This window comes from Pelagimonas phthalicica (assembly GCF_004364805.1).
Taxonomy (GTDB): domain Bacteria; phylum Pseudomonadota; class Alphaproteobacteria; order Rhodobacterales; family Rhodobacteraceae; genus Pelagimonas; species Pelagimonas phthalicica.
Genome location: NZ_SOAP01000002.1, coordinates 1,071,269 through 1,085,762 on the forward strand (window position 1 = coordinate 1,071,269; position 14,494 = coordinate 1,085,762).

The following is a 14,494-nucleotide window of genomic DNA, read 5'->3' on the forward strand; positions in this document are numbered from 1 at the left end:
CTTTGGGCCCCAAATATCCCGGGGGTGGCAAGCCTTTGGCTTGCAAGGGGGCTGGCCCCCTTCCCCGCTCAACAGCAAATGCAGCCCTCAAAAAGGCACGTCATCCGCCTCAGCCGCAGGCTTGATAAAGCGCGACACAACTTTCTTGATCCCGGCCTTTTCAAAGTGAATTTCGACCTTGTCGCCCTCGACATCAATCACTGCGCCATAGCCGAATTTCTGGTGAAACACCCGCTCACCAATCATAAAGGCCGCCACCGCCTGCATATCAATGACCGAGGCCTTGCTTTCGCGCGGCTGGCTGACCGGGCGTTCCGAGGCGCGCGCCTGCAAACGTTTCCAACCGGGGGAATTATAGCCGTCCGCCGCAGCCGCCCGCGCCTCAACCCCGGCTGACATGCTGGCACTTGGGGCCGCCGCGCCGTATCCGCCCCCATAAAGCCCCGGAGGTGTCAGCACCTCCACATGGTCCTCGGGCAGTTCATCGACAAAACGCGAGGGAAGTTGGCTTTGCCACTGCCCAAAGACACGCCGGTTGCCCGCAAAGGAAATCGTACAAACCTCTTCGGCCCGTGTGATGCCCACATAGGCCAGTCGGCGTTCTTCCTCTAACCCCTTGACCCCGCTTTCATCCATGCTGCGCTGCGACGGGAACAGCCCATCTTCCCAGCCCGGCAGAAAGACGGCGGGAAATTCCAATCCCTTGGCGGCGTGCAACGTCATGATCGAGACCTTGGCCCCACCATCGTCGCTGTCATTATCCATGACGAGCGCCACATGCTCCAAAAACCCTTGCAGGTTTTCAAAGCTTTCCAAGGCCTTGACCAGTTCCTTGAGGTTTTCCAACCGACCCGGAGCCTCGGGCGTTTTATCATTCTGCCACATGCCAGTGTAGCCGCTTTCGTCCAGAATGATCTGGGCCAGCTCCACATGGCTGACTTCGGTTTTGGTCGGCTGAGGGGTCAACAGATCCTCAACCACCGCATCGCCATCCGCCGCCACCGTTGCGCGGGTCATGCGCCCCCAGCGCGCAATGTTGACCACCAATTCGCCCAGCGCTTTCGCGCCTTTCCCCTTGATCGCCCCCTGCTCCACCGCCAAGGTCGCGCCGTCCAACAGCGACACGCCGTTCTGACGGGCAATCATCTGAATGGTTTGCCGCGCTTTGTCGCCCAAACCACGCTTGGGCGTGTTCACAATGCGCTCGAACGCCAGGTCATCATCGGGCGAGGTGACGATGCGGAAATAGGCCATCGCATCACGGATCTCCATCCGCTCATAAAAGCGCGGGCCGCCAATAACCCGATAGGGCAGGCCAATGGTCAAGAACCGGTCTTCAAAGGCGCGCATCTGGTGCGAGGCCCGCACCAGGATCGCCATCTCATCCAGCCCCATGGCCCGCGCCCCACGCGTTCCCCGTTGCATGGATTCGATTTCTTCACCGATCCAGCGCGCCTCTTCCTCGCCATCCCAATGGCCGATCAGTCGGACCTTTTCGCCATGCTCGGCCTCGGTCCACAGCTCTTTGCCCAGACGGTTGGAATTGCCCCGGATCACACCCGAGGCGGCGGCCAGGATATGCGGCGTCGAACGGTAATTCTGCTCCAACCGCACCACATGCGCGCCCTCAAAATCCTTTTCAAAGCGCAGAATATTGCCCACCTCAGCCCCGCGCCAGCCATAGATCGACTGGTCATCATCGCCCACACAACAGATATTGCGGTGCCCCTGCGCCAAAAGCCGCAGCCAGAGATACTGGGCGACGTTGGTATCCTGATATTCATCCACCATGATGTAGCGGAACCAGTTCTGATATTTGCGCAAAATATCAGGATGTTGCTGAAAGATCGTGACCATGTGCAACAGCAGATCGCCAAAATCCACCGCGTTCAGCTCTAACAAGCGGCGCTGATACTGGTCATATAGCTCAACCCCCTTGTTATTATAGGCATTGGCATCCGCACTCGGGACTTTGTCCGGCGTCAGCGCGCGGTTTTTCCATGCGTCAATGACCGAGGCAAGTTGACGGGCGGGCCAACGTTTGTCGTCAATCCCGGCGGCCTGAATCAACTGCTTGAGCAGTCGCAGCTGGTCGTCCGTGTCCAGAATGGTGAAATTGCTTTTGAGATGCAGCGACGGGGCCCCTTCGACCACCCCATCCTCATCATCATCATCAGCGCAGATCAGCTCCGCATGGCGGCGCAGCAATTTCACACAGATCGAGTGGAAGGTGCCAAGCCACGGCATCCCCTCGACCGTTTCGCCCAACATGCGCCCGACGCGGTTCTTCATCTCGCGCGCCGCTTTGTTGGTGAAGGTCACCGCCAGTATCTCATTCGGGCGGGCACGCCCGGTGTTGAGCAGATGCACGATCCGCGCGGTCAGGGCCTTGGTCTTGCCCGTGCCTGCCCCGGCCAACATCAAGACCGGACCATCCATCGTCTCAACCGCCTGGCGCTGCGCCGGGTTGAGTTCATCCAAATAGGGGGCCGGACGCGCCGCCATGGCCCGCGCGGAAAGAGAAGCGCCCTCAAAGGCGTCCATATCGTCGAAACTGCTCATGGCGCGAGTTTACAGAAACCCTGCGTCCTTGGGAAGCCGTGTTCGCACTATGTTCGCCAAGTGATTTGTGGCGCTTATCCGGGTTACGCGGCCCGCGCCGATTGGAATACGGGGGTGCGGCTGGGCATCACACGTGGCAGCACCGGTTCAACGTCAAAGCCTGACACAACTGTGCGTTCCGCCAATGAGGCCAGCGCCAGTTTCGCCGCCAGACGCGGGGCGACATCATGGCCCAAAACACAGTGCACCGATTGATAAGCCTTTGTCATGCTTTCGGTATCTTCTGCCACATCCTGAGTGAGCAACAGGGTCACCAACTGTTCATTACGCGCCTCAGCGAGATCGAGCAGACGCGCCCGTGGCGAGCCGTCATTTGGCGCCATCGGCCCGGCATCCATTACGAACACATCCACCAATGAGCGCCGCAGACAGGTCTGAGCCACACGCGCGCTGCCCGTTCCCGTGACCTGCAAACCTGCTTCCAGAAAGGCGATCATGGTGTTGTTCAAACGGTCCATCTGAGTATCGACAATCAGACAATGCATGGTTTGCTCCCTCGTTTCTGACACGACTCACTTTGCGTCAAAATCACTTAAAATTGGATGAACTCGGGTAAGGCTTCGGAAAGGCTGGACAGTTGCCGGGAATGGCGCGCAAATGCGGTCATGGATCTTGACCTTTCATACCCGGCCATTAGCGATCTGCGCCGCCGCGCCCGCCGTCGCATTCCGCATTTCGCCTTTGAGTATCTCGACAGCGCGACCGGGGCCGAGTTGCAGGCCCAGCGCAATCGCGACGCGTTGGATGCGGTGCTGTTCATGCCTGACATATTAAAGGGTCCGCAGCAGCCGGTGTTTGAGACCTCCTTTTTGGGGCAGACCTATACCCGCCCCTTTGGCATTGCTCCGGTCGGTATGTCCGGCCTGATGTGGCCGGGGATGGAGGCCATTCTGGCGCGTTATGCGCAAGAGGCGCGCATTCCCTATGGGCTGTCAACCGTTGCAACCCGGCTGCCTGAAGAGATCGGGCCATTGGCCGGTGACATGGGCTGGTTTCAGCTCTATTGCCCCGCAGATCCCGAAATCCGCCGCGATATGCTGCGCCGCGCCCGCAAGGCCGGGTTTACCAAGCTGGTTTTCACAGTCGATGTCCCCGATGATTCCCGGCGCGAACGCCAGCGCCGTGCCAAGCTGACTTTGCCGCCCAAAATCACGCCGCGCGTCATTTGGGAGGTGCTGACCCATCCGCTTTGGTCTTTGGGCACATTGCAAACGGGCGCGCCACGTCTGCGCCTGCCCGAAAGCTATGTAGACACCACCCAGGCCCGGTCGTCCTTGCACCATGCCGGACATATCATTCGCGGCACCCCGGATTGGGACACCCTGTCGGCCCTGCGCGAAGAATGGCCCGGTGATTTGATCGTCAAAGGGGTCCTTTGTACGGATGCCGCGCAACGGTTGGTCAAGGCCGGGGTTGATGCCCTTTGGGTGTCCAACCATACCGGACGCCAATTTGAGCCCGGTCCGGCCTCAATTCACATGCTCCCGAAAATCCGCGCTGCGGTTGGGCCGGATGTCCCGCTGCTCTTTGACAGTGGCATCGCCTCAGGCATGGACATCCTGCGCGCCCTCGCCCTGGGGGCGGATTTCGTCATGCTTGGGCGGGCCTGGCATTATGCGGTTGCCGCATTGGGCTCTGCCGGACCGGCCCATCTGACACATATCCTGAGCGAGGATATGAAATTGAATATGGCGCAGATCGGTGTGGAGCGGTTTGAGCAGCTTTCAGAGCGCCTGATTTAGTAAACATGATAATTGGTCACAGGACCTTACCAATACCGACTCATTGCGAATCCAACAAAAAATAGACGAATCCTTTGCGATCAATGAGTTTGCAACGATTGCAAATATTTCCCAAACGCATAGCAAATTTTGCAAATTATTAATTTGGGACAGCAATACTGACGTAAAAATGCGCATTTTTAGCGCTAAACTGTCGCTTCCCGATTGCTATCTCGAAACTCCATGCTGATAAATCGCCGCATCGCGGCAAGCGGGGCGTGTCACAAGGATGCGAGTTCCGACCCCTGCCCACCCTTTAAAGTCTGGAGGACCCATCCTTATGACCACCACCTTCCAAAAGATCCTTATTGCCAACCGTGGCGAGATTGCGATCCGTGTGATGCGCGCGGCCAATGAGATGGGGAAGAAAACGGTTGCGGTTTATGCCGAGGAGGACAAGCTTGGCCTGCACCGTTTCAAGGCGGACGAAGCCTATAAGATCGGTGAAGGCATGGGGCCGGTCGCAGCTTACCTGAGCATCGAGGAAATCATCCGCGTTGCCAAGGAAAGCGGCGCAGACGCGATTCACCCAGGTTACGGCCTGCTCTCTGAGAACCCGGATTTTGTTGACGCCTGCGAGGCCAATGGCATCACCTTTATCGGCCCCAAAGCCGCCACCATGCGCGCCCTGGGCGACAAGGCCAGCGCCCGTAAGGTGGCCATTGAGGCAGGCGTTCCGGTCATCCCGGCCACCGAAGTGCTGGGCGATGACATGGATGCGATCAAGAAAGAAGCCGAAGAGATCGGCTTCCCTCTGATGCTCAAAGCCTCCTGGGGTGGCGGCGGTCGCGGTATGCGCCCGATTGAAAACGCCGACGAGCTGCCCGAAAAGGTCATGGAAGGCCGCCGCGAGGCCGAAGCCGCATTCGGTAATGGCGAAGGTTATCTGGAAAAGATGATCACCCGCGCCCGCCATGTCGAAGTCCAGATCCTCGGCGACAAGATGGGCAATATCTATCACCTTTATGAGCGCGACTGCTCGGTCCAGCGCCGCAACCAAAAAGTGGTTGAACGCGCCCCGGCCCCCTATCTCTCCGAAGCCCAGCGCGAAGAAATCTGCGAATTGGGTCGCAAGATCACTGCGCATGTGAACTATGAATGCGCCGGGACCGTTGAATTCCTGATGGATATGAACACCGGCAAGTTCTACTTCATCGAGGTGAACCCGCGTGTTCAGGTGGAACACACCGTTACCGAAGAAGTCACCGGTATCGACATCGTTCAGGCGCAAATCCTGATCGCCGAGGGCAAATCCCTGGCCGAGGCCACCGGCAAATCCAGCCAGTATGACATCCGCCTGAACGGCCATGCTTTGCAGACCCGTGTGACCACCGAGGATCCGCAAAACAACTTCATCCCCGATTACGGCCGCATCACGGCCTATCGCTCGGCCACTGGCATGGGCATCCGTCTCGACGGCGGCACCGCCTATGCGGGCGGGGTGATCACACGTTACTATGACAGCCTGCTGACCAAGGTCACCGCCTGGGCACCGACCCCCGAAAAGGCGATCAAACGCATGGACCGCGCGCTGCGTGAATTCCGTGTGCGCGGTGTCTCGACCAACATCGCCTTTGTTGAGAACCTGCTCAAGCACCCGACCTTCCTCAACAACCAATACACCACCAAATTCATCGACACGACGCCCGAGCTGTTCCAGTTTGCCAAACGTCGTGACCGCGGCACCAAGGTCCTGACCTATATCGCCGATATCACTGTGAATGGTCACCCCGAGGTCGAAGGCCGCGCCAAGCCCGCCGCCGACCTCAAACCAGCCCGTTGCCCGCAGCTGCGCGCCGACGCACCTGCGCCGGGCACCAAGACCTTGCTTGAGGAAAAAGGCCCGCAGGCCGTTGCCGATTGGCTGAGCAATCAAAAGCAGCTGCTGATCACCGACACCACCATGCGTGACGGTCACCAGTCTCTGCTGGCCACCCGGATGCGGTCGATCGACATGATCGGCGCGGCCCCGGCCTATGCCCATAACCTGCCGCAACTGTTTAGCGTCGAATGCTGGGGCGGTGCGACCTTTGATGTGGCTTACCGCTTCTTGCAGGAATGCCCCTGGCAGCGCCTGCGTGACCTGCGCGCCCGCATGCCCAATGTCATGACCCAGATGCTGCTGCGCGGGGCCAATGGGGTTGGCTACACCAACTACCCAGACAACGTGGTGCAGTTCTTTGTCAAACAGGCGGCGGAAACTGGCGTTGACGTCTTCCGCGTCTTTGACAGCCTGAACTGGGTTGAAAACATGCGCGTCGCCATGGACGCCGTGCTGGATACCGGTCGCGTGCTCGAAGGCACGATCTGCTATACCGGCGACATCCTCGACCCGGATCGCGCCAAATATGACCTGAAATACTATGTCGCTATGGGCCAAGAGCTGAAGGCCGCTGGTGCGCATGTTCTGGGTCTGAAGGATATGGCAGGCTTGCTCAAAGCTTCGGCTGCGCGTCCGCTGGTCAAAGCCCTCAAGGAAGAGGTCGGCTTGCCGATCCACTTCCACACCCACGACACCTCTGGTGCCTCCATTGCCACCATCCTTGCCGCCGCCGATGCGGGTGTGGATGTGGTCGATGCGGCGATGGACAGCTTCTCGGGCAACACATCGCAGCCGACATTGGGTTCGATTGTTGAGGCCCTGCGCCATACCGAACGCGACACCGGCCTGGATATCGGGGCGATCCGCGAGGTCTCAAACTATTTTGAGGCCGTACGTGGCCAATACGCCGCCTTTGAAACCGGTCAGCAGGCCCCCGCCTCCGAGGTCTATCTGCACGAAATGCCCGGCGGTCAGTTCACCAACCTCAAGGCGCAGGCACGCTCCATGGGGCTTGAGGAACGCTGGCACGAGGTCGCCCAGACCTATGCGGATGTGAACCACATGTTCGGCGATATCGTCAAAGTGACCCCGTCGTCGAAGGTGGTTGGTGACATGGCGCTGATGATGGTGTCCCAAGGGCTTGACCGCGATCAGGTCGAAGATCCCAAAACCGATGTCAGCTTCCCTGACTCGGTCATCGACATGATGAAGGGCAATCTGGGTCAACCTCCGGGCGGCTGGCCCAAGAAGATCCAGAAAAAGATCCTCAAGGATGAGAAAGCCTTTAGCGACCGTCCGGGCCTACACGCCGCCCCGGTCGATATCGAAGAAACCCGCCTGACCCTGCAAAAGGAGCTTGAGGGCAAAGCGGTCGATGACGAGGATCTGAACGGTTACCTCATGTATCCCAAGGTCTTCCTCGATTACATGGGCCGCCACCGCACCTATGGTCCGGTCCGCGTATTGCCCACCAGCACCTTCTTTTATGGGATGAAACCCGGCGAAGAGATCGAGGCCGAAATTGATCCGGGCAAGACCCTGGAAATCCGCCTGCAAGCCATTGGTGAGACGGATGAAAAGGGCGAGGTCAAAGTGTTCTTCGAACTCAACGGCCAGCCCCGTACCATCCGCGTACCAAACCGCAAGGTGGCCGCAGAAACCGTTGCACGGCCCAAGGCGGACCCGGGCAATGAAGGTCATATCGGCGCACCAATGCCCGGCGTTGTCGCCTCGGTCGCGGTCACGGCCGGTCAGAAAGTCTGCGAAGGTGACCTGCTGCTGACCATCGAAGCGATGAAGATGGAGACCGGTCTGCACGCGGAACGCGACGCCGTTGTCAGCGCCGTCCACGTCCAGCCCGGCGGCCAAATCGACGCCAAAGACCTGCTGATCGAGCTGGGTTAACACATGCCGGTGCTGCGCATAGCTGTGAGTATCGGCCTTGTCTGGGCCGGCTCTCTCAGCGATGCGCAGCACCGCGACACTTGCCATACTGCAGATGATGCAGAGTTAAACGCCGCGACCGACCGCGCGCGTGAGACCTTGGATTTGGCGTTGCGCAATGTGATTGGCCCAGACGGGCAACCGCCAGAATTCGGTTTTTCACTGACGGTCGCGTTTCCGGTGCCAAAAGACGACCTGACACGCGAATGGCTTGGCGTCGACCGCGTCACACGTGATGGCGACACATTCATAGGCTTCCTTGGCGATGCTCCCGAACTTTTGGACACAAAAATTCAGGATAAGGTCACCTTCCCAATCTACTGGATTTGCGATTGGACTTTTTCTGGCAAAGGCGGCAAATGGTATGGCGCTTATAGATCACGGGTCTTGATCGCACGTCGCCCAGAGAATGATCAAGATTGGCTCTGGGAGATGGTTTCCGAAACCCCGATCCCATGGGACTGGCAATGACACTTACCCTCTACCTCGTCTTCATCCTGACCGTTTTCATCGTCATGATCACCCCCGGCCCCTCGGTCATGGTCGCGGTGGTGCATGGGATGCGCTATGGCTGGCAGCGGGTGATCTGGGTGGGTCTTGGCGACATTTCCGCCAATTTTCTGCAGATGATCGCCGCCGTCGCGGGGCTTGGCCTGATCCTGCAGACCTCTGCCTATGCGTTTTTCGTGATCAAGGCTGCGGGCGTGCTCTATCTGCTTTGGCTCGGGATCAAACTTTTGCGCTCCAAAGCCGCCTTTGGAGTTGGTGCCCAGGCCCAGGCCGCCCCGCGCCCCTGGCACTGGCATTACCGCCAAGGCTTCATCGTCGCAGGCACCAGCCCCAAGGCCATCCTGTTCTACGGGGCGTTGTTCCCGCAATTCCTGTCGCCCGATCTGCCGCTAGCGCCGCAATTCGCACTGCTGGCCCTCACCTGCGCCCTGATCGATTTCGCCATCATCCTCGCCTATGGCTGGGTCGCCGACCAAGGCGGCAGCAAGCTCAGCCAATCCGGCCTCGGCGCGTGGATCAACAAGATCAGCGGTGGCATGATGCTGGGCGCGGCGGGTCTTATGGCCAGCCTGCAACGCTAGCCCCCAAGATCAATCACATCGCTCCCAGGCAAACAACCCTGCGCTTCTTTGGGCCAAAAAGCATCCCGGGGAGTCTCAAGCTTGCTTGAGACGGGGCAGCGCCCCCTTCCCCCATTGCACCAGAACGCATCAGCCCATATCGTGAAGCCAACACACCTTTTCTTGGAAAGCTCTTTCAGTGCCGCTCCGCCTTTTCCTTTCGCCGATCAAATTCGCGCTCGTCTGCGCCATGCTCGGTGGCAGCCCTGCCGTGGCTGAGGCCCCCAAGAAAGTCATCTCTTCGGATTGGCAAATCGCCCGCGCTTGGTCTGAGGCCCGCGCAACGCTGGAATACGCCATCGGCGCGATGGAAAAGCGCAATGGCTGGTTCAGCCCCTCGCTGGCCTTCAAGGTCGCCTTGCCCGTCGATCATGAGGTTGGGGTTGAAATGGTCTGGGTCGACAAGATCCGCCGCGACGGCCAGACCTTTAAGGCCCGCCTGGCCAACCACCCCACCTATATGCCCGGCAGACGCATGGGGGATACGGTCGATTTCTTCCATGCGCAAATCGCCGATTGGGCGGTGCAAGCGGTGGATGGGCGGTTTTACGGCTATTACACCACGCGGGTTCTGATCAAAGACATGAACCCCGAGCGTGCCGCGAAATACCGCGCTCTGTTGATCGACAACCCTTTGCCGCCAGAATGGCGGTTCAACCCGGAAAAATAGGAACGGACATGGCGCAGCATCTCGCCTTGGTCGCGCTTCTGGTGCCTGATTATGACACCGGGATCGCGTATTTTACCCAAAAGCTAGGCTTCGACCTGCTCGAAGACACCGATATAGGCGGCGGCAAACGCTGGGTCAGGGTCGCACCGCAAGGCGCGCAAACTGCTTTCCTCCTGGCCGAGGCCAAAGGTGAGCAGCGCGATGTTATCGGCCAGCAAGGTGGCGGGCGGGTCTGGCTGTTTCTGCATACCGATAGTTTCGACGCTGATTTTGCCCGCATGCAGGCGGCCGGCGTTACATTTGCCGAAGAACCGCGCAGCGAATCTTATGGCAAGGTCGCCGTCTTTACCGACGATTTTGGCAATCGCTGGGACCTGCTTCAGCTCAAAACTGCCTAAAAACGCAGCGGAACGTAAGGTATACCTGACCCGACCTGTCGTTCCTTACAGGAATACCTGACTGATCGTACCAAAGCCGCGCTTTTATAGTGAGGTCATGGAACATTCAAAGCTCATACAATTTCGCGGCCCCGAGGCCAGCCTTCCGGCCCCGCTTTTCAGCTTTCTGCAGCAACTGGGCTCGATCGAGAGCTCAGAGGACGTGTGGAAAGCCTTCAAATCACTTGGTGCGGCGCTGGGATTTCCAGCGGCGGCCTATATCCAAGCCAGCAGTTCTTTTGACGATGCGCAAGATGGCACTTGTAGCTGGCATATTCATTGTTGCGACTCAGAAGGCATGGCCGAGCATCTGCCCGATCTGCCGGTGATCCGCGACATGCTCTGCCCGCAAAACGGTTGCGCCTCGCTCGAGCCGCGCCTGCTGCACAGTGCTGATCAAAATGGAGACATGGCAGAACAACGCCTGCGCCAGACCATTCTCGACAAGATCGGCATGCCTGTCTGTCTGGCCATTCCTCTTGTCTCAGGCGACGCCAATGAACGCGCCGTTGTGCTGCTGGGCAGCCGTGCCCCGGCCCTCGCTTTCAGTTCCTCACTGGAGCGGTTTGGTTGCGGGCTGCACCTTGCGGCTATGGCCAGCCATGCCCGCTACCGCGCGCTCTACAAACAGGAATTTGTCATTCGCAACCAGTTGACCGAAAAGCAGACCGAACTGGTCTCTCTGGTCGGTCAGGGCCTGCTGGACAAACAGATTGCCCACCAGCTGGGAATCTCCTTTTCTGCCGTGCGCCAACGCCTTGCGGCCGTTCAGCACAAGACCGGTGCACGCAATCGTGCCCATCTGGCGGCCATGGCCATGCGCATCGGCCTGACGCCCGATCCCCTTCTGAATATGGCGGAAATCGCCGCCGAATAAGCTTTGATCGCTTGTTGTTCCACCTGACGCGCATTGCCTCATCATGCGCGTCAGGACCGCGCCGAAAAAAACTCATGACTTGGCGCAATTTTCCTCTTGCACCCTATCTCAGGTCAGACTAAACCGCGTCCACCGTTTACGGAGTGCGGGCGTAGCTCAGGGGTAGAGCATAACCTTGCCAAGGTTAGGGTCGGGCGTTCGAATCGCCTCGCCCGCTCCAAAACGGCCAGACCACCCAGTCTGGACAGGCCAACCGGTCTGGATTTACATGATGGTATGCGGGCGTAGCTCAGGGGTAGAGCATAACCTTGCCAAGGTTAGGGTCGGGCGTTCGAATCGCCTCGCCCGCTCCATCAGTCTCTCTTTCAAAGTCACGAAAAACGCATCTGGCCATCGCATTGCCCGCTGCCGTTTCTGGTCTGGCCCAAGCGCCACGGGTCCGGAATTTCGCGCTGACAGGCCTTTGCCATTATGGCGCGCGCCCCTATAAGGACGCGCAACCAGCAAAAGGAACCGCCCATGCGCACGGCCACGATCAGCCGCAAAACCGCCGAAACTGCGATTTCCGTCGAACTGAACCTCGATGGCAGCGGCAGCTATGACAACCAGACCGGCGTGGGCTTCTTTGATCATATGCTGGATCAATTGTCGCGCCATTCTCTGATCGACATGACCGTACGTTGCGAAGGCGACCTGCATATTGATGATCACCACACGGTCGAAGATGTAGGCATCGCCATTGGCCAGGCCATGGTCCAAGCGCTTGGCGATAAACGCGGAATCCGCCGCTATGGCGATTGCCTTTTGGCCATGGATGACGCCTTGGTGCGCAGCGCGCTTGACCTGTCGGGCCGCCCCTATCTGGTGTGGAATGTGGATTTGCCGACGCAAAAGATCGGCACATTTGACACCGAACTGGTGCGCGAATTCTTTCAGGCGCTCAGCACCCATGGCGGCATTACCCTGCATGTGGATGCACTGCACGGCATCAACAGCCACCACATCGCCGAGGCCGCGTTCAAATCCGTGGCGCGGGCGTTGCGCGAGGCGGTTGAACCGGACCCGCGCAAGGCTGATGCGATCCCGTCCACCAAGGGGATGCTGTAACAAAGGGGGCCACGGCCCCCTTTTTCTTTGTCCTGACCAAGCTTAGTGTCAGGCCCAGTTTTTGCGCCGCAAATACCATTCGGCCACCAGAAGGTTGGGCACCCAGCACAGCCAGGCAATCGCCGGGTAAGCTATTTCGACTCCCCATAGCCCCATACCAATCGGCAGTTGAAGCCGCAGGGTGACGGCTGCAAAGGTCAACGCGGCCGAGCGGATGATCCAACGGCGATGATCGGCCACGCGTTGGTTCATGGCATGCCAAACCGCCAATCCCGTTGTCAGCAACCAAATGATCGACAGGGTAAAGAAGCCGGTCGCCGCAACAGCCCCGGTATTTGATCCCGGCGCAATAATCAGACCCGCTACCCCCGAAATCAGGATCGACACGGCATAAACGCGCCCCAACCAGCGATGCAGGCCCAGCCGCTTTTGACGCAGCCGTTCCGACAATTGAAAGGGCAGCACCGCCAGCGCAACCGGGCCAAAGAAGATATGCGCGTAGAAGGCCATTTTTGGTCCATTCAACTGATGCAACATATGCGGCATTGCTTGAGCCACCCCAAGCGCCAGAAAACGCCATGAGACCAAAGCAACCAGCAGGGACAGCCCCCATAAAAGGTAAGTTGGTAGTCTAGATATCAGGGTCATGCCATTGGCTCCCATTGAATTTGACAGTGTAAATTTTCCACTGTCAAAATAGAAAGCAACTTGACGCTGTCAAGGGGACTGATACGGTCTTCACAAATGTCTGATCTCAGCCGCGCCCCTCTCACCAAACCGTCCCACCACCACGGGAACCTCCGCCCTGCCCTGATCGAGGCCGGTGTGGCGATTCTGATCGAGGATGGGCTGGACAAGCTGACCTTGCGCCGTTGCGCCGCTCGCGCCGGGGTGTCCCATGCCGCGCCGGCGCATCATTTCGACGGCGTGGACGGGCTACGCGCCGCCATTGCCGAGGAAGGGTTTCGCATCTTTCGCAATTACATGCTGGATGCGCGCGGCAATGTTGGCCCCGATCCTCATGAACGGATCAAAGCCATTTGTCGGGGCTATATTTATTTCGCCACAGATTTTCCCGCGCTGTTCGAACTTATGTTTAATATCAAAGTGATATATGACATGGTGACCTCTCCCGTGGTCCCGGATTCCGCGCTTGGATATGATGTTTTACGCGACACCTGCACCCCGTTTGTCGCCCCCGATGCCGACCCGATCCTTGTCGAAACGCAAGTGTGGTCACTGATCCACGGCTATGGCACGCTTTTGCTGGCGGGGCGTTTCGGCGGCAGCAATCCTGACGCGCCCCTCGGCCCGATCTTTGACCCTGTCATGGCGCTTTTGGATCAGCTCACAGTGCACCAACCGGGTCAAACAGGGGCTTGACCCCGCCCCCGCTTCGCGGCAATCGAAACCCGAACAAATGGGAAAGGCGCAGCCATGCTGACAGCGATCATCGATTATGAAAGCGGCAACCTGCATTCGGCAGAAAAGGCCTTTCAGCGCATGGCGCAAGAGGTGGGCAATACCGATGTCGTGATCACCGACGACCCCGAGGTTGTGGCCAAGGCTGACCATCTGGTGCTGCCCGGCGATGGGGCGTTTCCGGCCTGTGCCTCGGCCCTGCGCGCCTCGGGTTGTTTTGACGCCATGGTCGAAGCGGTCGAGAGCAAAGGCCGCCCTTTCCTGGGGATTTGCGTTGGGATGCAGCTGATGGCGCGCAAGGGCCATGAGTATCAGGAAACCGATGGTCTGGGCTGGATTGACGGTGAAATCCACCGCATCACCCCCGCTGATCCCACGTTCAAGGTGCCGCATATGGGCTGGAACGATCTGGTGATCGAACAGGCGCACCCGGTGCTTGACGGCCTCAAATCCGGCGATCACGCCTATTTCGTGCATTCCTACCAAATGCAGATGGACGACCCGAGCCAGCGTATCGCGCATGTGGATTACGGCGCGGACGTGACCGCAATTGTGGCACGTGACAACCGCATCGGGTTGCAATTCCACCCGGAGAAAAGCGCCGATGCCGGGTTGCGCATGATTGCCAATTTTTTGCGCTGGAAACCTTAACGGATAAGGCCGCCCATTTGGAGCGGCCTTA

Annotated in this window: 13 protein-coding genes and 2 tRNA genes; 12 read left to right on the plus strand and 3 right to left on the minus strand. The window is 58.9% G+C overall.

Going from position 1 to position 14,494, the window contains the following annotated elements; translation table 11 throughout:
* Positions 1 to 87: 87 nt before the first annotated feature.
* Positions 88 to 2,562 carry an ATP-dependent helicase gene (locus CLV87_RS15305; RefSeq protein ID WP_099246749.1) on the minus strand — a complete coding sequence of 825 codons (2,475 nt, stop codon included), beginning with the start codon at positions 2,560 to 2,562 and terminating at the stop codon, positions 88 to 90.
* A gap of 83 nt (positions 2,563 to 2,645) precedes the next feature.
* A complete protein-coding gene (locus tag CLV87_RS15310; protein WP_133840801.1) occupies positions 2,646 to 3,107 on the minus strand; it encodes a hypothetical protein in 462 nt (153 codons plus the stop codon).
* Positions 3,108 to 3,227: 120 nt separating this feature from the next.
* On the opposite strand from CLV87_RS15310, the gene CLV87_RS15315 reads away from it, so the two are divergent.
* The 10 genes from CLV87_RS15315 (at position 3,228) to hisB (ending at position 12,390) form a co-directional block, all read left to right on the plus strand.
* Complete coding sequence (locus CLV87_RS15315) at positions 3,228 to 4,364, plus strand: alpha-hydroxy acid oxidase (protein WP_099247838.1); 1,137 nt, start codon at positions 3,228 to 3,230, stop codon at positions 4,362 to 4,364.
* 319 nt (positions 4,365 to 4,683) lie between these two features.
* Entirely contained in the window at positions 4,684 to 8,130 is a 3,447-nt protein-coding gene (locus tag CLV87_RS15320; protein ID WP_099246753.1) for a pyruvate carboxylase, read from the plus strand.
* Between the two features lie 3 nt (positions 8,131 to 8,133).
* The gene (locus CLV87_RS15325) at positions 8,134 to 8,640 is read left to right on the plus strand and encodes a DUF2314 domain-containing protein (protein ID WP_099246755.1); all 507 of its coding nucleotides are present in this window, start codon (positions 8,134 to 8,136) and stop codon (positions 8,638 to 8,640) included.
* Positions 8,637 to 9,260, plus strand: a complete 624-nt coding sequence (locus tag CLV87_RS15330) for a LysE family translocator (protein WP_166652763.1) — start codon at positions 8,637 to 8,639, stop codon at positions 9,258 to 9,260. The genes CLV87_RS15325 and CLV87_RS15330 overlap by 4 nt, the downstream gene beginning before the upstream one ends.
* A gap of 178 nt (positions 9,261 to 9,438) precedes the next feature.
* Positions 9,439 to 9,969, plus strand: a complete 531-nt coding sequence (locus CLV87_RS15335) for a DUF2314 domain-containing protein (RefSeq protein WP_099246759.1) — start codon at positions 9,439 to 9,441, stop codon at positions 9,967 to 9,969.
* Between the two features lie 8 nt (positions 9,970 to 9,977).
* Positions 9,978 to 10,367: a VOC family protein gene (locus CLV87_RS15340; protein ID WP_099246761.1), complete on the plus strand. Its 390-nt coding sequence runs from the start codon at positions 9,978 to 9,980 to the stop codon at positions 10,365 to 10,367.
* 97 nt (positions 10,368 to 10,464) lie between these two features.
* The gene (locus CLV87_RS15345; protein WP_099246763.1) at positions 10,465 to 11,283 is read left to right on the plus strand and encodes a helix-turn-helix transcriptional regulator; all 819 of its coding nucleotides are present in this window, start codon (positions 10,465 to 10,467) and stop codon (positions 11,281 to 11,283) included.
* A gap of 145 nt (positions 11,284 to 11,428) precedes the next feature.
* Positions 11,429 to 11,503, plus strand: a tRNA-Gly gene (locus CLV87_RS15350).
* A gap of 58 nt (positions 11,504 to 11,561) precedes the next feature.
* Positions 11,562 to 11,636 (plus strand) — tRNA-Gly (locus CLV87_RS15355).
* A 166-nt stretch (positions 11,637 to 11,802) separates the two neighbouring features.
* Positions 11,803 to 12,390, plus strand: coding sequence for an imidazoleglycerol-phosphate dehydratase HisB (hisB, locus tag CLV87_RS15360; RefSeq protein WP_099247840.1), 588 nt, complete (start codon positions 11,803 to 11,805; stop codon positions 12,388 to 12,390).
* Positions 12,391 to 12,438: 48 nt separating this feature from the next.
* Here the strand turns inward: hisB and CLV87_RS15365 are convergent, their stop codons facing one another.
* Entirely contained in the window at positions 12,439 to 13,038 is a 600-nt protein-coding gene (locus CLV87_RS15365; protein WP_099247842.1) for a DUF2306 domain-containing protein, read from the minus strand.
* 96 nt (positions 13,039 to 13,134) lie between these two features.
* On the opposite strand from CLV87_RS15365, the gene CLV87_RS15370 reads away from it, so the two are divergent.
* Positions 13,135 to 13,773 carry a TetR/AcrR family transcriptional regulator gene (locus tag CLV87_RS15370; protein ID WP_099246765.1) on the plus strand — a complete coding sequence of 213 codons (639 nt, stop codon included), beginning with the start codon at positions 13,135 to 13,137 and terminating at the stop codon, positions 13,771 to 13,773.
* Positions 13,774 to 13,827: 54 nt separating this feature from the next.
* Complete coding sequence (gene hisH / locus CLV87_RS15375; protein WP_099246767.1) at positions 13,828 to 14,463, plus strand: imidazole glycerol phosphate synthase subunit HisH; 636 nt, start codon at positions 13,828 to 13,830, stop codon at positions 14,461 to 14,463.
* Positions 14,464 to 14,494 lie beyond the last annotated feature (31 nt).